This window comes from Pseudomonas simiae, from assembly GCF_000934565.1.
Lineage (GTDB): Bacteria > Pseudomonadota > Gammaproteobacteria > Pseudomonadales > Pseudomonadaceae > Aquipseudomonas > Aquipseudomonas simiae.
This window is the reverse complement of sequence record NZ_CP010896.1, coordinates 4,942,231-4,968,081: the sequence shown is the minus strand read 5'-3', so window position 1 is coordinate 4,968,081 and position 25,851 is coordinate 4,942,231. Positions and strand designations below refer to the sequence as shown.

Here is a 25,851-nt window from a genome sequence, read left to right as displayed (position 1 = left end):
CGGCAGATTGATTCACTGTGAGGCTGTCCGTTGAAATCGTCGGCATTTTTGTAAGAAACGTCTGTAACCATGACGATGAGCATTGAACTGAACCCAGATACTTGAGTCAGTCCTTGCTAAGAACTTATCTAACACGATAATGCCCTTTTTTCGCCAAGCCCGAGCCTCGAATCTGCTTATGTTGTCCAGAACCCTGCTGTGCCTCGCTGTTTTCAGCGCCTCCACGCCCTTGCTGGCCGATACTGTCTGGTTGAAGAACGGTGACCGCCTGACCGGCAAGATCAAGGTCTTCGACGGTGGCAAGCTGCTGATCCAAACCGACTACGCAGGCGCCATCCCTGTGGACTGGAAACAGGTCAAGACCCTGGAAAGCGACCAGGAGTTGCTGGTCAAACAGGACGCCTACACCGGCGAGAAAGCCAAGTCCCTGAAAGCGGCGGATGACGGCAAGGTGGTGCTGGCCAACGGCGAAGCGCCCAAGACCGTCGAACTGGCCAGCATCCAGCAAATCATCAAGCCCAAGCCGGTGGTCGAGGATCTGGTGTGGAAGGGTAATGTGGACATGGCGCTGGACTACAAGCGCGCCGACAAAGACACCAACGACTACGACATCGACTTCAAGACCACCGCCCGCCACGGCCAATGGCGCCATACCGGAGAGGGCGAGTACAACCGCGAATTCCAGGACGATGTCACCACCACTGACAATTGGGCTTTGGAATACGACCTCGACCGCTTCCTGACCGAGCATTGGTTCTGGCAGGGTCGCCTGACCTACAAGCGCGACAAGGTTGAAGACCTGTCCCGCCAGCGCACCGTCGGCACGGGCCCGGGCTATCAGTTCTGGGACGATGAGCTGGGTGCCTTCTCCCTGGGCTCGCTGGTCAACCGCACCGACTATGAATACGCCGACGGCGGCAAGGACAACTTCTATTCCCTGGCCATGAAGTGGAACTACAACCGCTACCTGGTGGGCAAGACCGTCGAATTCTTCACCAACGGCGAAGTGGGCAAGCCCATCGGCGGTCCGGCGGAATACTCGCTGGATGCAGAAATGGGCCTGCGCTACAAAGTCACCGAGTGGGCGTCGCTCAACCTCAAGGCCGAGCGCGACATCATCAGTGGCGATTCCGACAGCAGCCTGAGCAAAACCCGCTACACCGCAGGCTTCGGCGTGGCCTGGTAACACGGGCGAAAAAAACCTGCTTGGCAACCTTTGCCGATAATGATTACCTTGCGTTGAGATCCATTCCCATATGCCATGGGCGGCTGATTATCCGAGGAGTCATACGTTGAGCGCACAGGTTGCCAAGAACGCCCGAGAGCTGTTGCTCAAGGAATACCGTGGGGCTCTCTCCACACTGTCCAAGGCCATGCCCGGCTTTCCTTTCGGCTCGGTCGTGCCCTATTGCCTGGATGAGCTGGGCCGCCCGCTGATCCTGATCAGCCGCATTGCCCAGCACACCCACAACCTGCAGAAAGATCCCAAGTGCTCGCTGCTGGTGGGTGAGCGCGAAGCGGATGACGTGCAAGCCGTCGGGCGCCTGACCTACCTGGCTGAAGCCGAAAAACTAGAGGAGGGCGCTGCCATTGAGGCGGCGGCCGAGCGTTATTACCGCTACTTCCCCGAGTCAGCCAACTATCACAAGGCCCACGACTTCGATTTCTGGGTGCTCAAGCCCGTACGTCACCGTTACATCGGCGGTTTTGGCGCGATTCACTGGGTCGACCAGTTGACCCTGGCCAACCCGTTTGCGGGCAAAGCCGAACGCAGCATGATCGAACACATGAACAGCGATCACACCAAGGCCATTGCCCATTACGTCGACCTGGTCGGTTTGCCGACCTCCGAGCCTGCACAGTTGGCCGGTATCGACAGCGAAGGCATGCACTTGCGTATAGGCCAATCCTTATATTGGTTGCCGTTTGCGGAGTCTTGCAATACGCCGACACAAGTACGCGAAGCCCTGGTTTCATTGGCCCACGCCGAGGTCTGGCCGAAAAAAGCCACAGCCGACGCTTGAATTCACGAAATGGCGACGTCATCTAAGGTGGACTGGCAAGGCATTCTTGCGTTGAGGAACCATTTGATGCGCCCTTTTTTATTGCTCTTTCTGCTGTTCCCGGTGTTGGAGCTGTTCGTATTCGTTCAAGTCAGCAGTGCGATCGGGTTTTTTCCGGCCCTGTTGCTGATCATTCTAGGCTCCATGCTCGGCGTTCTGGTGCTGCGCGTCGCTGGCCTGGCCACCGCGCTGCGTGCCCGTGAAAGCCTGAACCGTGGCGAACTGCCCGCCCAGACCATGCTGGAAGGCCTGATGATGGCCCTGGCTGGCGGCTTGTTGATCCTGCCGGGTTTCATCAGCGACGTAGTCGGCCTGGTGATGTTGCTGCCGTTCACCCGCAAGTTGCTGGCCGGCAAGATGCGCCAGCGCGCCGAGGAAGCCGCGATTCGCCAGCGTGCGTTCGCCGACGACCTGCAACCCCGTGGCGGCCCGGCCCCGCGCCAGCCGTTGGGGCGTGAAGGTGATGTGATCGAAGGCGAGTTCGAACACCGCGACAGCAAATAACCGTTTCACGGCACGGCACCTTCGGGTGCCGTGTTGCATTTACGGGCCGGCACGCGCAAAAAATTTCATCCCCGGCCCCTTGTAATCAGCTTATGCGCCCTTATGTAACGGTCACCGCAAGGTTTCTGGTGGCGACACCAGACAGACTTCCGCGTCTTGCTTGGCGAGGCGCGACCGGCACTGCCGGAATACAACCCGCCGGTACAGACACCGGCCGATGAAAAACACAATTAGGAGAGATCGACAATGAGCAAGCTTCGTCCTCTGCACGACCGCGTCGTAATCCGTCGCAGCGAAGAAGAAAAGAAAACCGCTGGCGGTATCGTTCTGCCAGGTTCGGCTGCTGAAAAAGCCAACCACGGTGTGATCGTCGCTGCGGGCCCAGGCAAGACCCTGGAAAACGGTGATGTGCGTGCGCTGGCCGTTAAAGTCGGTGACAAGGTTGTATTCGGCCCTTACTCCGGCAGCAACACGGTGAAAGTCGACGGCGAAGACCTGCTGGTTATGGCTGAGAACGAGATTCTCGCTGTTCTGGAAGACTGATTTTCCCGCTCATTTTCCCGTTACTACACAGTATTTAAGGAATATCGATCATGGCTGCTAAAGAAGTTAAATTCGGCGATTCCGCCCGCAAGAAAATGCTCACTGGTGTCAACATCCTGGCTGACGCAGTAAAAGCGACCCTGGGCCCGAAAGGCCGTAACGTGATCATCGAGAAAAGCTTCGGCGCTCCGACCATCACCAAGGACGGCGTTTCCGTAGCAAAAGAAATCGAACTGGAAGACCGTTTCGAAAACATGGGCGCGCAGCTGGTCAAAGACGTTGCCTCCCGTGCCAACGATGACGCAGGCGACGGCACCACCACCGCTACCGTCCTGGCCCAGGCGATCGTCAACGAAGGCTACAAAGCCGTCGCTGCCGGCATGAACCCGATGGATCTGAAGCGCGGCATCGACAAGGCGACCATCGCCATCGTCGCCGAGCTGAAAAACCTGTCCAAGCCATGCGCTGACACCAAGGCTATCGCTCAGGTAGGCACCATCTCCGCCAACTCCGACAGCTCCATCGGCGACATCATCGCTGAAGCCATGGAAAAAGTCGGTAAAGAAGGCGTGATCACCGTTGAAGAAGGCACTGGCCTGGAAAACGAACTGTCGGTTGTAGAAGGCATGCAGTTCGACCGTGGCTACCTGTCCCCGTACTTCGTCAACAAGCCAGAAACCATGGTTGCCGAGCTGGACAACCCGCTGATCCTGCTGGTCGACAAAAAGATCTCCAACATCCGCGAAATGCTGCCAGTGCTGGAAGCCGTTGCCAAAGCCGGCCGCCCACTGCTGATCGTTTCCGAAGACGTTGAAGGCGAAGCCCTGGCCACTCTGGTTGTGAACAACATGCGTGGCATCGTCAAAGTCGCAGCCGTCAAGGCTCCAGGCTTCGGCGACCGTCGCAAGGCCATGCTGCAGGACATCGCCGTCCTGACCGGCGGTACCGTTATCTCCGAAGAGATCGGCCTGAGCCTGGAAAGCGCTACCCTGGAAAACCTGGGCAGTGCCAAGCGCGTGACCATCTCCAAAGAAAACACCATCATCGTTGACGGTGCTGGCGTTGAGCAGGACATCCAGGCTCGCATCACTCAGATCCGTGCCCAGGTTGCCGAAACTTCGTCCGACTACGACCGTGAAAAACTGCAAGAGCGTCTGGCCAAGCTGTCCGGCGGCGTAGCAGTGATCAAGGTTGGCGCTGGTTCCGAAGTAGAAATGAAAGAGAAGAAAGCCCGCGTTGAAGACGCCCTGCACGCTACCCGCGCAGCCGTTGAAGAAGGCGTGGTACCTGGCGGTGGCGTTGCGCTGATCCGTGCGCTGGAAGCCCTGACCAACCTGGCCGGCGATAACGCTGACCAGAACGTCGGTATCGCTGTGCTGCGTCGTGCTGTTGAAGCGCCGCTGCGCCAGATCGCTGCCAACTCCGGCGACGAGCCAAGCGTTGTGGTCAACGAAGTCAAGAACGGCAAAGGTAACTACGGTTACAACGCTGCGACTGGCGTGTATGGCGACATGATCGAAATGGGCATCCTGGACCCTACCAAGGTGACTCGTTCCGCGCTGCAAGCCGCAGCCTCCATCGGTGGCCTGATCCTGACCACCGAAGCGGCTATCGCTGACAAGCCTAAGGCTGAAGGCTCGGCTGGCGGCGGTATGCCAGACATGGGCGGCATGGGTGGCATGGGCGGCATGATGTAAGCCAGCCTTACCCCTGTACTGAAAAAGCCCCGCTTGCAGTGATGCAAGCGGGGCTTTTTTATGTGTGCGTGGAAAGCGCCGGTGGCTGAGCACGTTTGCCTGCCTAGGTGCTTATCGCCTGCGCCTCAACCTTTTTGAGGGACGATAGAGCAGCAGACGATACAGGCCCAGGCAGACCTGTTCGCGGCGATTTTCGCCCCGACACTGTAGTCAGCTTGTGAAGCTATAGTGAAAATCTCGTTCAACACTACAATCAGTTGAAAACCTATATCTGCGTGCCTTTCAGCTCTATCCCTGAGCCACACTTGGCCTTAAGCTGCGCGAGCCAACACGGCCGTTACCGCGTACGGAGACACTGCCCATGCGAATTCTATTGGTTGAAGACAACCGCGATATTCTGGCCAACCTGGCTGATTACCTGGGGCTAAAAGGTTATACCGTGGACTGTGCGCAGGACGGTTTGTCGGGGCTGCACCTGGCCGCGACCGAGCATTACGACCTGATTGTGCTCGACATCATGCTGCCCGGCATCGATGGCTACACCCTGTGCAAACGCCTGCGTGAAGATGCGCGCCGCGACACGCCAGTGATCATGCTCACTGCCCGCGACCAGCTGGATGACCGGTTGCAGGGCTTCAAGTCCGGCGCCGATGACTACCTGCTCAAGCCGTTTGCCCTGTCGGAACTGGCCGCGCGTATCGAGGCCGTATTGCGCCGTGCCCAGGGGGGCGGGCGCCGCGCCTTGCAGGTAGGCGACTTGAGCTACGACCTCGATACCCTGGAAGTGACCCGCGAAGGGCGCCTGCTCAAGCTCAACCCGGTCGGCCTGAAACTGCTGGCGGTGCTGATGCAGAAGAGCCCGCACGTGCTGCGCCGCGAAATCCTCGAAGAAGCCCTGTGGGGCGATGACTGCCCGGACAGTGACAGCCTGCGCAGCCACGTTCACCAATTGCGCCAAGTGATCGATAAGCCGTTCGCCAAGCCGTTGCTGCAAACGGTGCACGGCGTGGGTTATCGCCTGGCCGAGGGTCGTGATGGAGTTTAAGCAAAGCCTTGCCCAACGGATCATCATCGCCTTTGCCTTGATGAGTGCGTTGGTGGCGGGGGCCTTCGCCATGGGTATCGTCGCGACGGTGCACCTAGTGGAAGAGAAGCTGATCTCGGCGGGCCTGGGCGGTGACCTGCAACGCTTGTTGTTGATGGACACGGTCGAAGACTGGCGGCACCGGCCCGAGCCGGATCAGCTGTTCTACTTCAGCGGTGGCCCTGGCGACTTCGAGTTGCCTAAGGATTTACGCCACCTTGAACCCGGGTTCCATGAGGTGTTCCGCGAAGCGCTGTCGTACCACGCCATGGTCGAAGTGGTCGACGGCCGGCGCTACGTGTTGCTGCAAGACCAAAGCGATTTCGAAGAGCGCGAGCGCGTGCTGTTTGCCGTGGTGCTGGTGGGCTTCGTACTCAGCCTGGCGCTGGCAGTATTCCTGGGTTGGGTATTGGCGCGCAAAGTGATGGCGCCGGTCGTGCGCCTGGCCCGCCAGGTGCGTCACCGTGACCAACTGCTGGGCCTGGCACCGCCGCTGGCGCCGGACTACGCGGCCGACGAAGTGGGGGAGCTGGCGGTAGCTTTCGATGCCACCCTGGGGCGTCTGCGTCAGGCATTGTCCCGCGAGCAGTTGTTCACGAGTGATGTCAGCCACGAATTGCGCACGCCGTTGATGGTGCTGGCCAGCTCCTGCGAACTGCTGTTGGAAAACCCGGCCATCGATCAGCGTGGGCGTAACCAGGTGCTGCGTATCGCCAGGGCCTGCGAAGAAATGCGCGAACTGGTGCAGACCTTCCTGATGCTGGCCCGTGCCCAGCACGATGAATCGGCCATGTCGCTGCAGGTGAGCCTTGGGCAGGTGGCGGAGGATCTGCTCGGCATCTGGCGCGAGCCCATCGAGCAAAAAGGCCTGGAGCTGATCTACCAACCCGGTCATCCCCTGGATACGCGCTATAACACTACCTTCCTGCACGCCGTCATGGGCAACCTGCTGCGCAACGCCCTGCATTACACCGAGAAAGGGTTTATCCGTCTGACTCTGGAGCCCGCGGGCTTTGTAGTGGAAGACAGCGGGGTCGGCATTCCCGAAGACAAGCGTGAAGCGATGTTCGAGCCGTTTGTACGCGGCAGCGAGAAGCGCGGAGAAGGCCTGGGCCTGGGGTTGTCGCTGGTGCAGCGCATCTGCGAAAACCAGGGCTGGACCGTGAGCCTCAGCACCATGGAGCCCAACGGTTGCCGCTTTCATGTGCAATTGAGTCAGGTCAACGCCTGACTCCACCCCCCCTGCCGTTATCCTGCCAGACATCCCGGTAAATCGGCGAAGATGGCCCCATGCTATTGCTTGTATCTGTAAAGTCTTGAAATGTATGGGATTGGACAGGACAAGTTTTTCACAACGGGTTGACCTGTTGATCACAGTTCGGTGCTTAAGGTTGTAGGCATCAGTCACTGGAGATCCGTTGATGTCTAACCCGATCAAGCTCGAATTTTCCGAAAAGTACGACGACGAGCACGCCCAGAATTATTTGCTCAAACATCAGGACAATCTGGCCCGTCGGCTGTCACACAAACGCGACGAGCAGTTGGCCCGTGGCGCGTTGGCGATGGCTGGCGAGCCGGGGCTGGTGTTGGACCTGCCGTGCGGTGCGGGGCGTTTCTGGCCACTGTTGGCGGAAAAACCCAATCGCGTGATCATCGGCGCGGACAATTCGGCCTCCATGTTGAAGGTCGCAACGGTCGCTCAGCCCGCTGACGTCGTGAAACGGGTACGGCCTTTGCAGACATCTGCCTTTGATATTGATCTGCCAGATAACGCTGTCGACAGTATTTTCTGTATGCGCCTGATGCACCACATTGGTGATCCCGCGCATCGGTTGGCGATACTGCGGGAGTTTCAGCGTGTTACGCGTGACAGCGTGATCCTTTCGCTGTGGGTAGACGGCAATTTCAAGGCCTGGAAGCGCAAGCGCGCCGAAGTGAAACGTCGCAAGAAGGGTGAGCAGGACGGTTACCAAAACCGGTTTGTGTTACCGGCTGCTACTGTTGAAGCAGAATTTGAGGAGGCCGGTTTTCGGGTCCAGGAATCCCTGGACTTCATACCGCTGTACGCCATGTGGCGAGTGTATGTATTGCGCAAGAGGTAACAGGATGGCAGTTGAGTGCGTAGCAGGCAGTCATGTAGCGCCCGAAGAACGATTCGATTATTTCTGGCGTCAGCAGGGTGAGTGGGTCGAGGAGCCCAACCGTCGGCGTGGCGGTGAAAGTGGCGTACAACGCGTGATGAGCACCAATGGCCGCCTGCTCTACAGCAAGCGCCAGACCGGGCATATCTACCGCAGTTGGCTGCACCCGTTTGGCCGTCCCACCGTGTTGCGTGAGCGGGATGCGATCAAGGGCCTGCGCCTGTTGGATGTACGCGTGCCGGAAATGGTCTTTTGTGAGGCGCGCCGCGACCCCGAGCACGGCTGGAAGGCCCTGTTGGTGACCGCAGCCCTCGAAGGCTTCGACGAAATTGAAAACTGGTACGCCGCGGGTGGTCGTGAGCAGTACGGCGAGGTGGTGCATGAGCGTGTGCTCAAGGAACTGGCTGGCACGCTTGCGCGTATGCACAAGGGCCGTTGGCAGCATGGCTGCCTGTACATCAAGCATATTTTCGTGCGGGTGACGGGCGCAGGCGATTCGGCCAACGTCGAAGTGGCATTGTTGGATTTCGAAAAATGCCGCCAGCGCTTGACCGCTTATCGGGCCGCTTCCCATGACATGCTGCAACTGCGCCGCCATTCGTCGTGGAACGATACCGACTGGAAGAAACTCAGCTACTTTTACGAGACGGCGTTTGGCAGCGCTATCAAGGGTTTAACCAGATGAAGCTAGAAATAGCACGAGGTTTTTTCCTGGTCGGGGCGTTGGGCGTTGCAGCCTTGGCGCTGGCGGCCTGGGAACAGCCTCGCACACAGGTGCTCAGTGCAACGCAGGGTGGCGCGCAATGCCTGTTGCCGCGCGTCGCCAAGGCGAGCACGGCGGCCAAGCCTGATCATGAGTTGTTGCTGTTCATGTTCGGCATGTCTCAAGGGATGAGGCCACAGAGTTGAAACGATTCAAACCCCCAGAAAAGGGCCTTGCGATGCGAGGCCCTTTTTTTTGGGATGTGTGTCAGGCCTTGTCCGGTTTGGCGAGCAAGGTGTACACGCACGGCAGCACAAACAAGGTAAACAGCGTACCGATCGACATCCCCGTGGCAATCACCATGCCGATATCAAACCGGCTCACCGCACCGGCACCCGTCGCCAAGATCAGCGGCACCATGCCGAACACCATTGCCGCGGTGGTCATCAACACCGGTCGCAGGCGAATTGCCGCGGCTTCCTCCACCGCCTGCCTGGGCGTCAGGCCCTTGTCTTTGCGCAATTGGTTGGCGAACTCGACGATCAGGATCCCGTGTTTGCTGATCAGGCCGATCAGCGTCACCAGGCCAACCTGGGTGTAGATGTTCATGCTCGACCAACCAAGGAACAGCGGAATCAGCGCCCCGCAGATCGACAGCGGCACCGTTACCAGGATCACCAAGGGGTCACGGAAACTCTCGAACTGCGCCGCCAGTACCAGGAAGATGATCGCCAGGGCCAGGCCAAAGGTCGCCCACAGCGCCGTGCCTTCCTGGATGAATTGCCGGGACGCGCCGCTGTAGTCGAACGCGTAACCGGGCGGAGTCTCTTCAATAGCGATCTGGCGCACGGTGTCGATGGCCTCGCCCATGCTGACGATGGGGAAGCCTGAGATCAGCGCCGAGTTGAGTTGCTGGAACTGGTTCAACTGCCGGGGGCGGGCGCGGTCCGTCACGGTGATCAGGGTCGAGAGTGGCAGCACTTCACCCTGGGCGTTCTTCACGTAGTAGTTGTTCAGCCACTCGGGGTTGTCGCGGTAGGTGCGCTCGACCTGGGCGATCACCTTGTAACTGCGCCCGTCCAGGGTGAATCGGTTGATTTCCGCCTCGGCCAGCAAGGTCGCCAGGGTACCGCCGAGGTCCTGCATCGATACGCCCATCTGCGCCGCCTTGGCGCGGTCGATGTCCACCATCACTTCGGGTTTGTCGAACGCCAGGTCGATATCGACAAAGGCGAACTTGCCCGACTCCATCGCGCGCTTCTTCACGCGATTGGCCACTTCGAGCAACGACTCATAATCGTTGGCCGTGTTGATCACAAAGCCGAACGGCAGCCCTTCGCCCGTGCCCGGCAGGGACGGCAGGTTGAAGCCGAACACCTGCAGGCCGGGAATCTGCTCAAGGCGTTTTTGCACCTCGGGCAGGATCTGCATCTGGGTGCGGTCGCGCTCGTTCCACGGCTTGAGCAGGAAGCCGCCGATGCCTGATTGCACGCCGTTGAAACCGTTGATCTGGAACGACGAGTAGTACTCCGGAAACGCCTTGAAGATGTTGATGAACTCGTCGGTGTAGGTGTTGAGGTATTCCAGGTTGGTCGGCTGCGGTGCGCTGGCAATCATGAAGATGATGCCTTGGTCTTCGTCGGGGGCCAGTTGCGACTGGGTGAACTTGAGGAACACCGGAATCAGGCACAGCACGATCAAGGCAAACACGATTACCACCGGCCGCGTGTTCAGGGTGCCGTGCAACATGCGTTGGTAGCGGCGCTTGAGGCCATCGAACATTCGGTCGAGGCGGTGGGCCAGACCCGACGGGTTTTCATCATGGCGCAACAGCAGCGCGCACATCATCGGCGACAGGGTCAGGGCGACAATGCCGGAAATGATCACCGCCCCGGCCAGGGTCAGGGCGAACTCCTTGAACAAGGCGCCGGTAAGTCCTTCGAGAAAGCCGATCGGCGCATACACCGCCGCCAAGGTGATGGTCATCGACACCACCGGGAGGGCGATCTCCCGTGCACCTTCCAATGCCGCATCCAGCGGCGTCTTGCCTTCCTCGATGTGCCGGTGGATGTTTTCCACCACCACGATGGCGTCGTCCACCACCAGGCCGATAGCCAGCACCATCGCCAGCAAGGTCAGCAGGTTGATCGAGTAGCCCATCAACTGCATGAAAAACAGCACGCCGATCATCGACAGCGGAATGGTGATCACCGGGATCACCACCGAACGCAGGGCCCCAAGGAACAGGAACACCACCACGATCACGATCAGCACGGCTTCAAACAGCGTCTTGACCACTTCGTTGATGGACGCCTGGATAAACAGCGTGGCGTCGTAGGCAATTTCCGCCTTGAGGTTGGGTGGCAGCTGGGACTCCAGCTCCGGCAGGATCTTGCGCACTTCCTTGATCACATCCAGCGGGTTGGCGCTGGGCGTGGCCTTGATGCCGATGTACACCGACGGCGTGCCGCCAAACGAGCTGATGGCGTTGTAGTTTTCCGCGCCCATTTCCACCCGGGCCACGTCCCGCAGCAGCACGCGGCTGTCGCCGTCGGTTTTCACGCTGATGGCGCCGAACGCTTCGGCGGACTTGAGGTCGGTGTTGGCGTTGATGCTGGTCACCACGAACTCGCCCTTCACCTCGCCGGCAGCGGAGAGGAAGTTGTAGCGGCGCACGGCGTCGGTGATGTCGCTGGCACTGAGGCCGAAACCGGCCAATTTCACCGGGTCGAGCCAGATGCGCATGGCGAACACCTGGTTGCCGAGGATCTCCGCTTCGGCCATGCCCGGCAGGGTGGCGAGCTTGGGTTGGATGACCCGCGACAAGTAATCGGTGATCTGTGGGTTGCTCAACTGCCCGCTTGAAAAGCTGATGTACATCAGCGCCGAGGCATCGGCAGCCTCTTTGCTCAGCACCGGGTCTTCGGCGTCTTGCGGCAGCTTGTTCTTGACCTCGTTGGCCTTGGCCAGCAGTTCGGTAAACAGGCGGTCGCTGTTGGAGCCGATGCGTGCGTAGATCGAGATCACCGAAAAGTTCTGGCGGCTCACCGAGGTCATGTAGTCGATGCCTTCGGCACTGGCCAGGCTTTGCTGCAAGGGCTGGGTGATGTAGCCCTGAATGGTCTCGGCATTCGCGCCGGGGTAGGCGGTGGTCACTGTGATCAGGGCGTTTTCCATGCTCGGGTATTGGCGCAGCGGCAACGTGCTGTAGGCCTGGAAACCCAGCAGCACGATCAGCAGGCTGACCACCATGGCCAGCACCGGACGGCGGATAAAGACGTCTGTGAACTTCATGGCTCAATGCCCTGTCGGCAGGTTTTTGTCCGGGCTGATGGCAATGGGCGTGCCGTTGTCCAGTTTCAGCTGGCCGGCGCTGACCACCTGTTCACCGGCCTTGAGGCCCTTGCTCACCAGCACCAGGCCGCCGCGTCGCTCACCGGTCTCGACGAAGCGTCGCTCGGCGATCAGCAGCGGCTTGCCATCGGCGTCCTTTTCTACCTCGCCGCCCTCGGTTTTTTTCTCGGCCACGGCGTACACCGAATTGCCGTAGAGGGTGTAGGTGATCGCGCCTTCCGGCACCACAATCTGCGGGGCGGGATTGGGCAGTAGCACGTCCAGGCGGGTGAACATACCGGGCAGCAGCTTGCCCTCCGGGTTGGCCAGGGTGGCGCGTACCAGCACGTTGCGCGTGCTGTTCTCGACCTTGGGGTTGATCGCACTGATGCTGCCGGGGAATTGTTCGCCGGGATAAGCCGAGACCTCCACCTGCACCGGCTGCCCGGGGGCGACCTTAGGCACGGCGTGTTCGGGGATATAGAAGTCGACGTAGAGGCTGCTGAGGTCTTGCAAGGTAGCGATCACCGTGCCGCTGGCCAGGTAGTCGCCCACGTCCACCTGGCGAATGCCGATGGTGCCGCCGAACGGCGCGACGATGTGCTTCTTCGCCAGGGAGGCCTTGAGCTGATTGACGGTGGCCTTGTTCTTTTGCAGTTGCGCGGAAAGGCGGTCGAACTCGCCTTTTGAGATGGCTTGGCTGCCCACCAGTTGGCTGCCGCGACCGTAATCCAGCTGCGCCAGGCCTAAGTCGGCCTGGGCAGTTTCCAGCAGCGCGCTTTCCACCGCGCTGTCGAGTTGCACCAAGGGTTGCCCGGTCTTGACCTTCTGTCCGGACTCGAACTGCACGTCCTTGACGGTGCCGGCAATCTCCAGGCTCAGGTTGACTCCTTGCAACGCCTTGAGCGTGCCCACCGAGGATACGCGCAGCTGCCAGGGCTGCTCGGTCGCCGTCGCCACGGCCACACTCACTGCCGGCTTGGGCTTGGAGAAGACCTGGATCTGCTGATAGATGGAAAAGGCTTTATAGCCCGCCAGCAGCAGGACGATTAACAGGACCACACCCAACATGATCAGCATGCGACGACGCAGCATATTCCGATTCCTTGGAGAACCTTGAAGGCAGGTAAGCGTTTTGTAGGCGCGAGCTTGCTCGCAATGAACGTGTACGCACCGCGTTCATCCAGGCTTCACGCATTATCGTTGAGGTTTTTCGCGAGCAAGCTCGCGCCTACAAAGTGTAGTGGGGATTTCAGACGGTATTTTTGACAGGTAACAGGGCCAGGATGGGCCCTGTTAAGCGCGGCGGGGTCAGATCAGATGCAGATGGTTATCCCAGAGCCCTGCCGGTAATTCCAACGGTTTTGCTACCAACTGTTTCTGGCGGCAATCGTAGAACCGGCAGCGGCCTTGGCCCGAGGTCACGACAAAGCCATCCTCGACTGCACCCACACCGGCACAGTCGGGCAGCGGCCCATCCAGGCGCAGCTCGCCGCTGTCCATGTCCCAGATAAAGAAGCGATTGCCCCGTGGCGCGGTCAACGCCACCAGGCGTAATTCGCTGTGCACGGCGACGCTGGCGGTGTAGTGCCCCATGGCCTGCAACTGCTCATCGGCCACCGGAAACGCCACGAACGGCTGGCCCGGACGTTTGATTGCCAACAGCTCGGAACGCTCCTGGGACGGTCCCATGAACTGCTGCCCGGTGAGGATGGTGCCATCGCTGGCGATCCCCATATGGCGCACGCTGTTCATCTGCTGGCCCAGGGTTTCCTTGCTGATCAGGCGGCCGTCGCGGTGTATCAGCACCAGGCTCGGCTCCATGGCGTTGAGATTCATTTCCACGCGACTTTCGGCTTCGGTACGAATGCCGCCGTTCGCCACCACCAGCGTCTCACCGTCGGGCATCCACGACACCTGATGCGGGCCGATGCCGTGGGTGGAGATCTCGCCGGTATGCACCAGCCGTTCGCCTTCGAACTTATACACACCGAGCAGGCCACGGCCGGGGTCGCTTGTGTCGTTTTCGGTGGCGTACAGCCAGTCGCCGCTCTGATGGATGACCGCGTGGCCGTAGAAGTGGCGATTGGCTTTCGAGGTGATGGTTTGCAGCAGCGCGCCATTACGCAGGTCAATCAGGTAACTCTCGGTGCCCGGGCGACGGGCGACAAACAGAGCAATCGGCAGCGTCGGGTGGTTGATGATGTCGTGGCAACGCTGGCCGACCTGGGTGGTAAACACCGGCTTGCCGTCCAGGCGATAGCCCACGGCGTAGTGCTTGCCGTCTGCATCATCCCGCGCCGAGAGCAGCAGCGGGCCCTTGTCTTTCCCCTTGAACAGCGTCCAGCCACCCAGCGTGAGAGCACTGAGCAATACGCTGCCAACCGCCAAAGCCTGTCGCCTGAGCATCATCAGTCACCGTCGTTGGCGTTAAAGCCCAGTTGAATGCCCAGCGCCTTGGCCAACTCGCCTTCGTGCAGGCGGTGGACGACGTTGAGGCTGTCGTAGATATCGTTAAGCTGCTGGCGTCCGGCGTCGTCGGCCAGCAGTTCATTGAGGGTGCGCTGGTTGCTGGCAAACAGTTTCAGCGACGCAGCATAGGCGGCGTCGATCTTGTCGGCCAACGGCTTCTGCTCGGACGGCAGCAGGCCACGCAGGCCCTTGTTGTCGACGCCGACCCACACGGTCTGGGCCGCCGCGAGGCTGGCTTCGAGGCTTTGCAGGGACGACTGGCTGCGCCAGGCATCGGCCTGGAAGGGCTGCGGGATGCCTTTGGTCTGGCGACCCATCGGCGTGCCGAGTTTCTTTTTCAGGGTGTCCAGCGCGGTCACCTGGACGCGCAGTAGATCGGCGATGGCTTCGTGGGAATCGGCGTAGCGCTGGTTCGGAAACTTGGTCATCTGCGCCAGCATGCCGTCGGTGCTGTTCCAGCTGGCCAGGATCTCTTCGGCCAGCGCCTTCTGACGGTCGCCGATCGCCACCAGCAGCGGGCAGTAACGGGCCTTTTGCGCTTCGTCAGCGATGTCGGTCTTGGCGTCGTAGAGGATGTATTCGTAGGCCGACAGGCCTTGCACCACCACACTGGACTTGGCGAGGGCGGCGCCGTCGATCTGCGGCTGGCTGGCGACCAGTTGCTCGACCTGCCGGCCGACCAGGTTCTTCTTGTCTGGCCAGAACTGTACCTGCCACGAACGGTTGCCTTCCGCCAGCGGGCCGATCAACAGCGGTTGCAGCTCGGCCCAGGCCTTTTGCGCGTGCAGGAAGTCGGCACGGGCGGTGTCCAGGCTCTCTTTGCCCTGGCAATAGGCCAGGGCGCTGACGGCCAGTTGGCGGTCGGCTTCGACCCAGCGGCTGTAGGTCGGCAGGATCACTTGCTTGGCGATGGCCGCCGAGGTCACTGCTTGCGGGTCTTGCGGCGAGCAGGCGCCGAGTGCGAGGGCGGCCAGGCTGGTGAACAACAACTTGGGACGGAACATGTCGAGCTCCCTTCTGTAATTGGGGCGAAGCTTATAAAGAATTCAGGAACGCCAGCAACGCAGCGCGCTGCTCGGCATTAAAGGACAACACCTGCTGCTGCGCCGCTTGTGCTTCACCGCCGTGCCACAGCACGGCTTCCAGCAGGTTGCGGGCGCGGCCGTCATGCAAGAACTGGGTGTGGCCACTCACGGTCTGCGTCAGGCCGATGCCCCACAACGGCGGCGTGCGCCAGTCGCGGCCACCGGCCTTGAATTCGCTGCGATTGTCGGCCAGGCCGTCGCCCATGTCGTGCAACAGCAGGTCGCTGTAGGGGCGGATCACCTGGTTGGCCAGCTCGGGTTCGGCGGCATTCGCGGCCGTGGTGAAGGCTGGCGTGTGGCAACCCTGGCAGCCCGCTTGATAGAACAGGGTTTTACCGGCCAGCACCTGCGGCGTGTTGACGCCACGGCGTGCCGGCACGGCGAGGTTGCGGGTGTAGAACAGCACCAGGCGCAGGATATTGTCACTGACTTCCGGCTCGCCATCGGGGCCATTGCCGTTGGGGGCCTGTTTGCAGGCGACTTGGGCGTCGGTGCAGTCATCGAACGGTCTCAGGGTGGTGGTAAGGCCCATATCACCAGAGAACGCGTGAACATTTTGTTGATTGAGGTTGGGTTGCCCGGCCTTCCAGCCAAAACGCCCGAGCACGGTTTTTTGCTGGGCATCGTCCCAGACCCAGTTGGCGCGGCCGACGATGGCTGCTTTGTCGGCGGTTTTCGGGTCGGTGTTGCGCAAGATATCAGCGTCGCTGATGGCTTCGAGCAGGCCCAGGCCAATCATCGGCGGGGCGATGCGTGCGGAGAAACGAGTGTCCGGATGCATCGGGCCGTAGCCAAGCTGGGTGATTTGCAGGTCCGGCTTGCGCAACTCGACCACTGTGCCGTCCTTGAATGTCACGTTGACCGGTGCGTAGTCGACGCGCACCTTGCCTTCCGGCGTTACCCCCGGCACGGCCATGTCCTGCAGTTGTCCGCCGTAGACCGGCTCGGGCACCACACCGACCTGTTCGATGAGCTTGGCATACGGCGCTGCATCCGGAATGGACAGGCGCACCAGCATCGACACGGCATTAGGTGCGTCAGGTAACGGCGGATGCCCGCGACCGTCTTTGATATGGCAATTCTGGCAGGCATTGGTGTTGAACAGCGGGCCCAGGCCATCACGCGCGGTGGTGGTGGACGGCGCGATCACCCAGGGGCTGCGAAAGAAGCTATTGCCGACGCTGAAATCCAGCCGACGAGTGGGCGACAGGTTGGCCGATGGCAGCGAAAACGCGTTCTGGTCGCGCTTGTTCACGGTCGCCGCACCGCCCGCCCGTGCTTCACCCGGCTCGGCCTTGGTAAACCTGGGCGCGTCATCGCAGGCGGTCAGGCTCAAGGCCAGCAAGGCTGCGGACAGGCGAAAAAGCGAGCGGAGCATCGAGTTTCCTGAACCAAGGCAGAAAATAAGGTCGCAAAGTCTAACAGGGCGGGGCGCAATGAATAAGAGCAATTATCGTTTGGTCGAATTCGATTCATTCCCGCTAGAATGGCCGCACATTTTTCTCTGGAGGTGGCCAATGCAGGCTCTCGACGCTTTGCTCAACCGTGTTTCCGTGCCGCGTTTGCTGGAACCGGCACCGACCCAGGAGCAGCGCGACGTGCTGTTCGCCGCCGCCATGCGCGCGCCCGACCACGGCCAACTGCGTCCGTGGCGTTTCCTCACTGTCGAAGGGGCCGCCCGCGAACAGATGGGCACGCTGCTGGCCGAAGCTGCCCGCCTGCAAGACGCCGATGCACCACAAGCAGCCATCGACAAGGCCCAGAACGGCCCATTGCGCGCCCCCTTGGTAGTGGTGGTGATTGCCCGTCTGCAGGAGCACTTCAAGGTGCCGAAATCCGAGCAATTGCTGGCGGCGGCCTGTGCAGCCCACGGCATCCTGCTGGCAGCGTATGCCCAGGGGATTGGTGCCGTGTGGCGCACTGGTGAATTGTCCTACTCGGCCCACGTCGCCAAAGGCCTGGGGCTCACGGCAGACGAGGAAGTGATTGGCTTCCTCTACCTGGGCACACCGCAGAACCCGCCGCGTACCGCAGCTAAAGAAGACCTGACGCAGTTTGTCAGCGCCTGGACCGGTCTCTGAACCACCGCCGATCTGCTCTATGTGGGAGCTGGCTTGCCTGCGATAGCATCGACTCGGTTCTTAGGGACACCGAGTTGCCTGCATCGCGGGCAAGCCCGGCTCCCACATGGATCTCAGGGGTTGCGGAACCGAGTCAGACCCTGAACTGATCCATCAACTTCATCTGCTGGCTGGCCAACGCATTGAGTTGGCTGCTGATGGCCGCCGACTCGGTGGCCTGGCCGGTGAGGGTTTCGGTCACAGTGCGGATCGCCGAGACGTTGCGGTTGACCTCTTCGGCCACGGCGCTCTGTTGTTCGGCGGCGCTGGCGATCTGCAGGTTCATGTCGCTGATCACGGTGACGGCATCACTGATCTTGCCCAAGGCCTGCGCCGCCTGATGGATCTGCCCGGCATTGCTTTGAGCCTGGCTCTGGCTCGAATGCATGGTCGCCACCACGCCACGGGTGCCGCTCTGGATGCGTTCGATCACCAGGCGGATTTCCTCCACGGAGTCCTGGGTACGCTTGGCCAGATTGCGCACTTCGTCGGCCACCACCGCAAAGCCACGGCCACTTTCGCCGGCGCGTGCCGCTTCGATTGCCGCGTTCAGCGCCAGCAGGTTGGTCTGCTCAGCAATGCTGCGGATCACTTCCAGCACCGAACCGATCTGTTCGCTGTTGACCGCCAAGGCTTCGACTTCGCCTACGGCCTTGCTGACTTCTTCGGCCAATGAGGTGATATCTCGGGTGCTCTGCTCGATGATCGACATGCCTTCGCGCGCCGACTGATCGGCCCCACGCGCCGCGCTGGCGGCGTTGGACGCGCTGTTGGCGACATCGTGGGCGGTGGCGCTCATTTCATTGGAGGCGGTGGCCACCTGGTCGATTTCGCGGAACTGCACCTGCATGCCTTCGCTGGTCTGGCGCGCGATGGCCGATGACTGATTGGCCGTGCCACGGGCTTCGGTAATGCTTTGCTTGATCTGGGCGATGGTCGGTTGCAGCTTGTCGAGGAAGCGGTTGAACCAGTTGGCCAGTTCGCCCAATTCGTCCTTCTTGGCGTAGGCCAGGCGTTGAGTCAGGTCGCCGTCGCCGCTGGCGATGTCCTTGAGCATGGCGGCCACGTTGTTGATCGGGCGGGTCACGCCGGTGGCGGTCAGCCAGATCAGCAGCAGGCCCAGCAACGCGGCGGCGGCGCCGACCAGCAAAGCCTTGAGCGTACCGGCGGCCTGGGCTTTGTCGAGCACGTCCTGCAGCTTCAAGGTGTCAGCCAGCATCACGTTCCTGGGCAGTGTGACCACGACGCCCCAGGATTTTGCGTCTGCAATCGGCTTGACCGGGTAGACGGCGCGGATGGTGTGGTCCTGCTCGCGGATCATGGGCGAGTCGCTGGCCAGTAGTTGCACGATTTCCTTGCCTTCGGCGCCGACGGTATCCATGAGGGTTTTGCCGACTATCTCCGGCTGACCGCTGGAGGCGGCAATCAGACCGGTGCTGGAAAGAATGTCCAGGTGCGCCGCGCCATTGAACAGTTCTTTTTGCGCCGCGTCCGTCACGGCTTGCAGGGTGTTGAGGGCGATGTCGATACCGACCACGCCGATGACGTTGCCGTCCACCATCAGCGGCAGGGAGATGGTGGTCATCAGCATCTGCTTGCCAGCCACTTCATCGGCGTAGGGGTCTAGCAGGCACACTTTGCGCGTGTCCCGTGGGCAGGTGTACCAAATGTTGTAGGGCGTGCCGCTGAGGTTGGGGGTGGTCTTGGTCAGGTCATCTTCGACCATGATGGTGTTCAGGCCTTCGCCGCCGGCGCGGCTCCAGTAGCTGGAGAAACGGCCTTTCTCGTTGGACACGCGAGCCTTGTCGTCGACGAACTCGCTGTCCTTGCCATCCAGTCCGTTGGGTTCGAACGAGAGCCAGATACCCAGCACTTTGCTGTTGCGCTCGAACGTGGTCTTGAGGCTCTGGTTGAGTTCTTCACGCAAGGCGCCGGGTTCCAGCGCGCGCTTGGCCGCGAGGGCGCGCAGGTCCTTGACCTGATCGGCAAGGGCGGTCACTACCAACAGGTTTTCGCCAAAGGTTTTCTGCAACAGTACGGCCTGTTCGCCGGCTTTGGATTGCAGCAGGCTCTGCACACTGCTGGTGAGCATTCGCGAGCTCGAATCGCTGATCAACTGATCGTTCTGATTGGTTTCGTAGAGGTTGATGCTGATGATCAGCGCGATCACCCCCAAGAGGCAAAGGCCCGACAGCAGCACTATTTTCAAGCGGATGGAGAGGGTGTCGAACATAGGTTCACTCGCGAATGGACGGGCTGGAAGGCACGTAGTGCAGGCCAAGTCCATTCAGCGCTATGTCTGAAACATCGGCGTCACACATCAATTCATGAGAAACAGGCGATGAGCGGTAGGATAAACCCTACACGCAGCGTTATACGGGCGCCGCAAGCCGTTCCGGTCGAGACCAGATCCACAGGTTGCCCAGGCTCATCCCGGCAATGGCCAGGTAGATCGGCCAGCCGTGGTCGAGCATCACCAGCATCAGGATCGCGCAGAGCAGCATGCTCGCGGTGGCACTGACTTTGGCCCGGCGGGCGATGATCTTGCCATTGCGCCAGTTGAACAGGATCGGCCCGAACAGCCGGTGGTTTTCCAGCCAGGCGCTGAGGCGCGGTGAGCTTTTGGTGGCGGCCCAGGCGGCGAGCAGAATGAATTCGGTGGTAGGCAAGCCCGGCACGACAATCGCCACCAGCCCGATGCCCAGGCTGACGTAGGCCAGCAAGCCGAAGAGGATCCGGACGATTTTCGAGGTGGATTGGGTTTTGCCGGTCATGGGAGCATGCAGAGTCGATAAAAAATCAGCTTGGAATGGGGTTTAAATGTGGGAGCGGGCTTGCTCGCGAATGCGGTGCGTCAGTCCAGTATCAGGTGACTGATACTCCGCATTCGCAAGCAAGCCCGCTCCCACAGTGCTATCGCATTCCAATCGAGGGTATCAGGCCAGTTCAGGGGCGCTAGCGTACGCCTGTTCCAGCAATACGGTGAAGCGTACGAAGGCGTCAATCGCACCTTTTTCCACCGCGGCTTCTTCTTCGGCGCTGAATTCCAGCGCGTCCAGGGTGCGGGTGAAGCGCTTCCAACCCTCGGCACGGCCACCGGCTGGCTCACCCAGGTGACGGGCACCGAAGGTTTCGCTCAGGCCCAGGCCTACGGCGCGCTTGATCAGGAACGCGGCGCCCAGCTTGGAGCCTTCGGAAACGAACAGCCAGCCCAGCGCTTCAGCCTTGCTCGGGTTGTTCACCGCGCCGGCAACCGGGGCTGGCACTTCGGTGTCCAGGTCACCCAGGTCCAGCTTGGCCGCTTCGGCGCGGCAGCGTTCGGCCAGGTCCGGCACGATCTTGATCAGCTCGGCATCGTTGTACAGCGCCACCAGTTCCGACTGGAACAGGTACTGCGCCACCACGAAGCGCGCGAAGTTGGCCTGGGTTTCAAACGGCGCGTGGGCTTTGACCAGGGCGTCGAGCTTGGCGTGCGGCGAGTGGGTAATCTGGTTCAGGCGCTGGGAGCGTAGGCTTGGGCGTTCAGCGGTAGGAGAAGCGGTCATGAAAAAGTCCTTGAGAAGAAGAGCGCCTGGGTGCTCTAAAGAGAGCCGTTATCAACTAGACGAACAAGAAGACGCGGCACAGTAAAAAATCCTCACCTCGTCGGTAAAATTTCGACGAGGTGAGTGGGGCCTCGGTTAAAGGTCGTGATCAGATGTCCCAGATCACGTTGATCGCAACGTTGCGACCCGGCTGGGTCAGGCGGTCGAGGTTGGCCGGGGAGGTCACACCGGCTTCGCCGACGCCGTCGTAGCTGCGCACGTCATCCCAGTTCCAGTACTTCTTGTCGGTGAGGTTGTAGAGGCCGCCGTTGACGGTCACGTCGTTGGTGACCTTGTAGAAGGCGGTCAGGTCGAGGACGCCGAAGCCTGGGGTCTTGAAGGGGGCCGTGGTGCTGCCGTCAGGTGCGTGGAAGGTGGTGCTGTCGACGCGATCCTGCTTTTTCACCAGGGTCCAGCTCAGCAGGCCACCGTAGTTGTCCTGGTCGTAGCCCAGGCCGAATACGCCCTTGAGCGGGTTGACACTGTTGAGCGGCTCGCCATTGTCGTCGTTGCGACCGTAGGTGTAGCCAACCGAACCCTGGGTGTACAGCCCTTGGGGGGCGCCGAACGCGTCGAGGTTCAGGCGCCCTTTGGCTTCGATCCCCTTGATGGTGGCGTGCTTGATGTTGTTGGCTTCGAATTGCTGTGCGGTACCGCCGGCGACGGAAGCGTCCTCGTCGATGAAGTTGCGGTATTTGTTGTAGAACACGGCGATATCAAACGAACCGGAGTCGAAGTGGCCGCGAATCCCGGTTTCCACGCCCTTGCTGCTTTCCGGCTTGAGGTCCGGGTTGGGTTCGACGGTGTAGCCCTGCTGCAGGTTTTCAAAGCGGCCGTACAAGGCTTTGGCCGATGGTGTGCGGAAGCCTTCGGCGTATTGGCCGAACCAAGTGTACTGGTCGGTCAGCGCATAGGTCAGACCGAATTTCGGCGTGACGCGGTGCCAGGTTTTTTCCTTGTCACTGTGGGCATAGATCCGTGTCGGGTCGACGGTGTTGAGGAACTCTTCAGTCAACTTGGGTTTGAGTTGGGTGTAGTCGTAGCGAACGGCGGGCAGGAAGGTCCACTTGTCCCAGGTGATTTGGTCCTGCGCGAACAGCGAGTAGGTGTTGATGGTCGGGTCCGGGAAATCACTGGCCTTCTTCACGCTGTCGCTGGCTGTCGGGCTGGGTGCGCCGATGGCTGTGCAACCGCCGCCGACCGCCAGGCAGGTGGCGGCGCCTTCGCGGGAGCCGGTGACTTTCTGTTGTTTGAGGGTGGTGCCGTAGGTGACCTGGTGATCGGTGTCGCCCCAGCTGAAAGCCTTGTCCAGCTGTGCGTCGAACACCCACTGCTTTTCTTCGTAGAGGGTTTCGCGGGTGCGCAATACGCGGCGGGACGGCTGGTAGATTTCGGCGGTGGACTGGTCGGTCTTGGCGATCTGATAGTTGAGGCTGGTCTTGATCTGATCGGCAATCGGCGAGTCCAGGGCGAAGCGGTTTTCGATAGCGAAACGCTCACGGGTGATGGTGTCGTTGCCCGACCGTGCACGGTAGAAGTTGAAGCCGCGCCCGCCGGTGAACGGTCCGCCCACGGCGTTTTTCAAGTTGACGTCGCGATCATCCTTGTATTTCTCGTAGGTCAGGCCCAGTCGATTGTCATCGCCATAGTTCCAGCCCAGCTTGGCCAGCACGTTGGTGGTGCGTGCATCCTCGGGGTTGGCGCCGGTGCGCGCCAGGCCCGTGGCGTTGTTGCCATCGTAGGACTCCATTTCATGGCCGTTGCGCTGGCTCAGGTGCAACAGGCCGTCGACATCCTGCACACGGCCGGCAACGGTGCCGGAGGTCAGCCAGCTTTCGTCGGCGGAGCTGTAGCCGGTCTTCAGGCGAGCGCCGACGTCCTGGCCGGGCTTGATGATGTCATCCGGGTCGAGGGTGAAGTAGCTCACGGCGCCGCCAATCGCGCTGCTGCCGTACAGGGCCGAGGCCGGGCCGCGCAGGATCTCCACGCGCTTGACGATTTCCGGGTCGACATAGTTGCGGCGGGTCTTGGCGTAGGGACCGTTGAAGAAGTTGTCCGGCACTTCGACGCCATCGACCTGGGTGAGGATGCGGTCGCCGTCGATGCCGCGAATGTTGTAGCCCGAATTGCTTGAGCGGCCACCGGCACCGCCGACCGAGACGTTGGGTTCGTAACGCACCAGTTCACGAATGGTATTCACGTTCTGGCGGTCGAGCGCCTCGCGTTCCTGCACGGTCACGGTGCTCGGTACGCTGCTGATGTTCTGCTCGTTACGCGTGGCGCTGATGGTCACCTGTTGCAGGTTGAGGGCGCCGCCCGGCGCGCGCTTTTCCAGCACGATGTTGTTATTGCCCAGTTTGCGGTAGCTCAGGTTGGTCCCCACCAACAGCCGGTCCAGGGCTTTTTCCGGCGACAACGGGCCGCGTACGCCTGGGGACGACACGCCCTGGCCCAGTTCGGCCGGTAGGCCGACTTGCCAGCCGGTCACGGCGGTAAAGGCGTTGAGTGCCGAGACCAGCGGTTGCTGCTCAATGCTGAAGCTGTAGTTGCCGTGGCTACGCGCAGCAGGTTCGGCGGCGGTGGCGGTCATCACCGGCGCAGCGGCCAGCAGGATGGCCGCGGTCAGCAAGGACAGGGCGGGCGAAGAGGACCGGCGGTTGAAACGAGAGGACATCGAGAGCGCTCCGGAGTACGAATCTTATAGTTGCGAACTGAGACAAATAGGAATCAGTTGCATTGGCTAAGACGAGACGTACCACCCTCAGCTATCGAGTAAAAATAATTCTCATTTAGTTCAAAATCACCAGCGATGGGTATTCCGACAGCTTGGCCGAGGTGATGTGAGCCAGGGAGCGCACCACGTCCAAGGGCTGGTCGAGGCGGTAATTGCCGGTGACGGCGACGCTGGCCAGTTGGTCGTTGGTGTTGACGATCCAGCCCGGGTAATAGCGGCGCAGCTCGGCGAGCACTTCGCTCATCGGGCAGTTTTCGAAGATCAGCCGACCTTGCACCCAGGCCAGGTCCTTGTTGGCATCCAGCTTGGCCGGTTGGCCGAACCCCTTGGGCCCGATGCGGATACTTTCACCGGCACTCAGGCGCACGCGGGCATCGTCGAAGGTGTTGCTCAGGTCGACATCGCCACGCTGCACCTGCACCTGGGCTTCGCCATTGAGGTAACGCACGGCGAAGGCGGTGTCGCGCACGCTGGCGCGTACGGGGCCGGCGTCGATTTCCAAGGGCAAGCCGTGACTGGGCACGATGTCGAAAAACGCCTCGCCCTGATACAGGCGAGCGATGCGCTGGTGGTCCTTGATGCTGCTGGAAAACGCCGAGTTGGTGTTCAGCAATACCTTGGAGCCGTCGTCCAGTTGCAGGCGCTGGCGTTCGCCTACCACGGTGAGGTGGTCGGCCTGCAGGCGTACCGGCAGGTTGCTGAAACTGAACAGGCCGATCAGCAGCACGGCGGCGGTGGCCAGCGGTTTCCAATGTGGCTTGAGCCGGCGCCAGGCGCTCGGCTTGCGCGGCGCGGCCAGTGCGACGGCAGCACTGTGTACCGGCGCGCCGCCCCACGCGGCCTGGGCCTTGGCGAAGGCGTGGACGTGGGCGGGATCGCTGGCCAACCAGGTTTCGAATTCGGCCTGCTGTCCGGCTTGCGGGCACTGCAAGGCGATCAGCCAGTCGAGGGCTTGATCCATAGCCGTGTCTTGCAACACCTCATGAGCCAGCTCATGGGGGCGCAGTTTATTCGGGTCCGTCACGGTGTTCCTCGGGTCTTCGCCACGTTCTATTCAACTTTCCTACAGCTTGGGTCGACGCTTCTGTCGGATGGAGCTTAAGGCCGATCCAATCGTTCGGCCACACCTACGCAGATAGCCATGATCAATTTGAGTTCCTTTTGCACGGTGCTCAAGGACACGCCCAACTGATCGGCGATCTCCTGGTAACTGCAACCATGCAAGCGGCTGAGGATGAAAATCCGCTGTTGGCGGGCGCTCAACTGGCCCAGGCTGACGCTCAGGGCTTCAAGCATTTGCTCGGCCTGGGTGGCATCTTCGGGTGTGCTGATGGGGGCGGCGACGCTTTGCAGGACATCCAGCGGGACGTTTTCCTGCAGTGTGCGGGCCTGGATCCTGCGCGCACGCAGGTGATCCAACGCCAGGTTGCGCGCCGTCTGATAGACGAAAGGTTCAAGGTGATCGATCGGTCGCTCGCTCAGGGCCCGGGTGACGCGCAGGTAGGTTTCCTGCAACAGGTCCTCGGCGGTGCTGTGGTTATTCACCATCCGCTGCAAGGTGCGAAGCAGCATTACCCGTTGGGTGAGAAAGACGTGGTTGAAGCGAGATTGGCTCACAGTGATACCAGACCGATTTGCAGTTAATGATAATGCTTATCATCAACTCAAATGGCAAGGAACACTTTCTGCGGGTTTGCGCAGGCCAAATGTGGGAGCGGGCTTGCTCGCGAATGCAAGCACCTCGGTTCGTCTGAATAACGAGGTGATGCGTTCGCGAGCAAGCCCGCT

The 25,851-nt window shown here is 60.9% G+C and carries 22 protein-coding genes and 1 pseudogene; 11 read left to right on the top strand and 12 right to left on the bottom strand.

The window, feature by feature from the left end; translation table 11 throughout:
- Positions 1 to 178 precede the first annotated feature (178 nt).
- The 10 genes from PF1751_RS22550 to PF1751_RS22505 all read left to right on the top strand — a co-directional run bounded on the left by PF1751_RS22550 (position 179) and on the right by PF1751_RS22505 (position 8,941).
- Positions 179 to 1,186, top strand: coding sequence for a DUF481 domain-containing protein (locus tag PF1751_RS22550; protein ID WP_010208003.1), 1,008 nt, complete (start codon positions 179 to 181; stop codon positions 1,184 to 1,186).
- A 106-nt stretch (positions 1,187 to 1,292) separates the two neighbouring features.
- A complete protein-coding gene (locus tag PF1751_RS22545; RefSeq protein ID WP_021491206.1) occupies positions 1,293 to 2,024 on the top strand; it encodes a HugZ family pyridoxamine 5'-phosphate oxidase in 732 nt (243 codons plus the stop codon).
- Positions 2,025 to 2,090: 66 nt separating this feature from the next.
- Positions 2,091 to 2,567, top strand: a complete 477-nt coding sequence (locus PF1751_RS22540) for an FxsA family protein (RefSeq protein WP_016975517.1) — start codon at positions 2,091 to 2,093, stop codon at positions 2,565 to 2,567.
- Positions 2,568 to 2,813: 246 nt separating this feature from the next.
- Positions 2,814 to 3,110, top strand: coding sequence for a co-chaperone GroES (locus PF1751_RS22535; RefSeq protein ID WP_003175874.1), 297 nt, complete (start codon positions 2,814 to 2,816; stop codon positions 3,108 to 3,110).
- Between the two features lie 50 nt (positions 3,111 to 3,160).
- The gene (groL, locus tag PF1751_RS22530; RefSeq protein ID WP_010208010.1) at positions 3,161 to 4,807 is read left to right on the top strand and encodes a chaperonin GroEL; all 1,647 of its coding nucleotides are present in this window, start codon (positions 3,161 to 3,163) and stop codon (positions 4,805 to 4,807) included.
- Positions 4,808 to 5,168: 361 nt separating this feature from the next.
- Positions 5,169 to 5,852: a two-component system response regulator ColR gene (colR, locus tag PF1751_RS22525; RefSeq protein WP_003175870.1), complete on the top strand. Its 684-nt coding sequence runs from the start codon at positions 5,169 to 5,171 to the stop codon at positions 5,850 to 5,852.
- Positions 5,842 to 7,122 carry a sensor histidine kinase gene (locus PF1751_RS22520; RefSeq protein ID WP_010208012.1) on the top strand — a complete coding sequence of 427 codons (1,281 nt, stop codon included), beginning with the start codon at positions 5,842 to 5,844 and terminating at the stop codon, positions 7,120 to 7,122. Before colR ends, PF1751_RS22520 begins: the two co-directional genes overlap by 11 nt.
- Positions 7,123 to 7,312: 190 nt before the next feature.
- Positions 7,313 to 7,993 (top strand): class I SAM-dependent methyltransferase, encoded by a 681-nt coding sequence (locus PF1751_RS22515; protein ID WP_010208014.1) that lies wholly within the window; start codon positions 7,313 to 7,315, stop codon positions 7,991 to 7,993.
- Between the two features lie 4 nt (positions 7,994 to 7,997).
- On the top strand, positions 7,998 to 8,717 hold the full coding sequence (locus PF1751_RS22510) for a lipopolysaccharide kinase InaA family protein (protein WP_010208016.1): 720 nt from the start codon (positions 7,998 to 8,000) through the stop codon (positions 8,715 to 8,717).
- Complete coding sequence (locus PF1751_RS22505) at positions 8,714 to 8,941, top strand: hypothetical protein (protein WP_010208018.1); 228 nt, start codon at positions 8,714 to 8,716, stop codon at positions 8,939 to 8,941. The genes PF1751_RS22510 and PF1751_RS22505 overlap by 4 nt, the downstream gene beginning before the upstream one ends.
- Before the next feature lie 61 nt (positions 8,942 to 9,002).
- On the opposite strand, the gene PF1751_RS22500 is transcribed toward PF1751_RS22505, so the two are convergent.
- The 5 genes from PF1751_RS22500 to PF1751_RS22480 form a co-directional block, all read right to left on the bottom strand.
- Positions 9,003 to 12,029 (bottom strand): multidrug efflux RND transporter permease subunit, encoded by a 3,027-nt coding sequence (locus PF1751_RS22500; protein ID WP_044287812.1) that lies wholly within the window; start codon positions 12,027 to 12,029, stop codon positions 9,003 to 9,005.
- Between the two features lie 3 nt (positions 12,030 to 12,032).
- The gene (locus PF1751_RS22495; protein WP_044287810.1) at positions 12,033 to 13,163 is read right to left on the bottom strand and encodes an efflux RND transporter periplasmic adaptor subunit; all 1,131 of its coding nucleotides are present in this window, start codon (positions 13,161 to 13,163) and stop codon (positions 12,033 to 12,035) included.
- 216 nt (positions 13,164 to 13,379) lie between these two features.
- The gene (locus tag PF1751_RS22490; RefSeq protein ID WP_044288160.1) at positions 13,380 to 14,477 is read right to left on the bottom strand and encodes a DUF1513 domain-containing protein; all 1,098 of its coding nucleotides are present in this window, start codon (positions 14,475 to 14,477) and stop codon (positions 13,380 to 13,382) included.
- A gap of 2 nt (positions 14,478 to 14,479) precedes the next feature.
- Positions 14,480 to 15,544, bottom strand: a complete 1,065-nt coding sequence (locus PF1751_RS22485; RefSeq protein WP_010208023.1) for an imelysin family protein — start codon at positions 15,542 to 15,544, stop codon at positions 14,480 to 14,482.
- Between the two features lie 31 nt (positions 15,545 to 15,575).
- Positions 15,576 to 17,003 (bottom strand): di-heme oxidoreductase family protein, encoded by a 1,428-nt coding sequence (locus PF1751_RS22480; protein ID WP_044287808.1) that lies wholly within the window; start codon positions 17,001 to 17,003, stop codon positions 15,576 to 15,578.
- A 139-nt stretch (positions 17,004 to 17,142) separates the two neighbouring features.
- Between PF1751_RS22480 and PF1751_RS22475 the strand changes: the two genes are divergently transcribed.
- A complete protein-coding gene (locus PF1751_RS22475) occupies positions 17,143 to 17,706 on the top strand; it encodes an NAD(P)H nitroreductase (protein WP_010208025.1) in 564 nt (187 codons plus the stop codon).
- 133 nt (positions 17,707 to 17,839) lie between these two features.
- Here the strand turns inward: PF1751_RS22475 and PF1751_RS29985 are convergent, their stop codons facing one another.
- From PF1751_RS29985 to PF1751_RS22445, 7 genes and pseudogenes are all read right to left on the bottom strand, one after another.
- Positions 17,840 to 18,595: a methyl-accepting chemotaxis protein gene (locus PF1751_RS29985; RefSeq protein ID WP_370737427.1), complete on the bottom strand. Its 756-nt coding sequence runs from the start codon at positions 18,593 to 18,595 to the stop codon at positions 17,840 to 17,842.
- 102 nt (positions 18,596 to 18,697) lie between these two features.
- A pseudogene (locus PF1751_RS29980) lies at positions 18,698 to 19,837 on the bottom strand (methyl-accepting chemotaxis protein); the annotation flags it as partial.
- 280 nt (positions 19,838 to 20,117) lie between these two features.
- Positions 20,118 to 20,519, bottom strand: a complete 402-nt coding sequence (locus PF1751_RS22465) for a YbaN family protein (protein WP_044287804.1) — start codon at positions 20,517 to 20,519, stop codon at positions 20,118 to 20,120.
- 162 nt (positions 20,520 to 20,681) lie between these two features.
- Positions 20,682 to 21,290, bottom strand: a complete 609-nt coding sequence (locus PF1751_RS22460) for a biliverdin-producing heme oxygenase (protein WP_042571223.1) — start codon at positions 21,288 to 21,290, stop codon at positions 20,682 to 20,684.
- 148 nt (positions 21,291 to 21,438) lie between these two features.
- A complete protein-coding gene (locus tag PF1751_RS22455; protein ID WP_021491211.1) occupies positions 21,439 to 24,003 on the bottom strand; it encodes a TonB-dependent receptor in 2,565 nt (854 codons plus the stop codon).
- A 115-nt stretch (positions 24,004 to 24,118) separates the two neighbouring features.
- A complete protein-coding gene (locus PF1751_RS22450) occupies positions 24,119 to 25,087 on the bottom strand; it encodes a FecR family protein (protein WP_021491212.1) in 969 nt (322 codons plus the stop codon).
- 74 nt (positions 25,088 to 25,161) lie between these two features.
- Entirely contained in the window at positions 25,162 to 25,680 is a 519-nt protein-coding gene (locus tag PF1751_RS22445) for an RNA polymerase sigma factor (protein WP_021491213.1), read from the bottom strand.
- Between the last annotated feature and the right edge of the window lie 171 nt (positions 25,681 to 25,851).

Excerpts from the sequence above, each read along its gene's own strand:
- PF1751_RS22550 (WP_010208003.1), top strand. The coding sequence starts at position 179 with ATGTTGTCCAGAACCCTGCTGTGCCTCGCTGTTTTCAGCGCCTCCACG.
- PF1751_RS22540 (WP_016975517.1), top strand. The coding sequence starts at position 2,091 with ATGCGCCCTTTTTTATTGCTCTTTCTGCTGTTCCCGGTGTTGGAGCTG.
- PF1751_RS22535 (WP_003175874.1), top strand. The coding sequence starts at position 2,814 with ATGAGCAAGCTTCGTCCTCTGCACGACCGCGTCGTAATCCGTCGCAGC.
- groL (WP_010208010.1), top strand. The coding sequence starts at position 3,161 with ATGGCTGCTAAAGAAGTTAAATTCGGCGATTCCGCCCGCAAGAAAATG.
- colR (WP_003175870.1), top strand. The coding sequence starts at position 5,169 with ATGCGAATTCTATTGGTTGAAGACAACCGCGATATTCTGGCCAACCTG.
- PF1751_RS22520 (WP_010208012.1), top strand. The coding sequence starts at position 5,842 with ATGGAGTTTAAGCAAAGCCTTGCCCAACGGATCATCATCGCCTTTGCC.
- PF1751_RS22515 (WP_010208014.1), top strand. The coding sequence starts at position 7,313 with ATGTCTAACCCGATCAAGCTCGAATTTTCCGAAAAGTACGACGACGAG.
- PF1751_RS22510 (WP_010208016.1), top strand. The coding sequence starts at position 7,998 with ATGGCAGTTGAGTGCGTAGCAGGCAGTCATGTAGCGCCCGAAGAACGA.
- PF1751_RS22505 (WP_010208018.1), top strand. The coding sequence starts at position 8,714 with ATGAAGCTAGAAATAGCACGAGGTTTTTTCCTGGTCGGGGCGTTGGGC.
- PF1751_RS22500 (WP_044287812.1), bottom strand. The coding sequence starts at position 12,029 with ATGAAGTTCACAGACGTCTTTATCCGCCGTCCGGTGCTGGCCATGGTG.
- PF1751_RS22495 (WP_044287810.1), bottom strand. The coding sequence starts at position 13,163 with ATGCTGCGTCGTCGCATGCTGATCATGTTGGGTGTGGTCCTGTTAATC.
- PF1751_RS22490 (WP_044288160.1), bottom strand. The coding sequence starts at position 14,477 with ATGCTCAGGCGACAGGCTTTGGCGGTTGGCAGCGTATTGCTCAGTGCT.
- PF1751_RS22485 (WP_010208023.1), bottom strand. The coding sequence starts at position 15,544 with ATGTTCCGTCCCAAGTTGTTGTTCACCAGCCTGGCCGCCCTCGCACTC.
- PF1751_RS22480 (WP_044287808.1), bottom strand. The coding sequence starts at position 17,003 with ATGCTCCGCTCGCTTTTTCGCCTGTCCGCAGCCTTGCTGGCCTTGAGC.
- PF1751_RS22475 (WP_010208025.1), top strand. The coding sequence starts at position 17,143 with ATGCAGGCTCTCGACGCTTTGCTCAACCGTGTTTCCGTGCCGCGTTTG.
- PF1751_RS29985 (WP_370737427.1), bottom strand. The coding sequence starts at position 18,595 with ATGCAGGTGCAGTTCCGCGAAATCGACCAGGTGGCCACCGCCTCCAAT.
- PF1751_RS22465 (WP_044287804.1), bottom strand. The coding sequence starts at position 20,519 with ATGACCGGCAAAACCCAATCCACCTCGAAAATCGTCCGGATCCTCTTC.
- PF1751_RS22460 (WP_042571223.1), bottom strand. The coding sequence starts at position 21,290 with ATGACCGCTTCTCCTACCGCTGAACGCCCAAGCCTACGCTCCCAGCGC.
- PF1751_RS22455 (WP_021491211.1), bottom strand. The coding sequence starts at position 24,003 with ATGTCCTCTCGTTTCAACCGCCGGTCCTCTTCGCCCGCCCTGTCCTTG.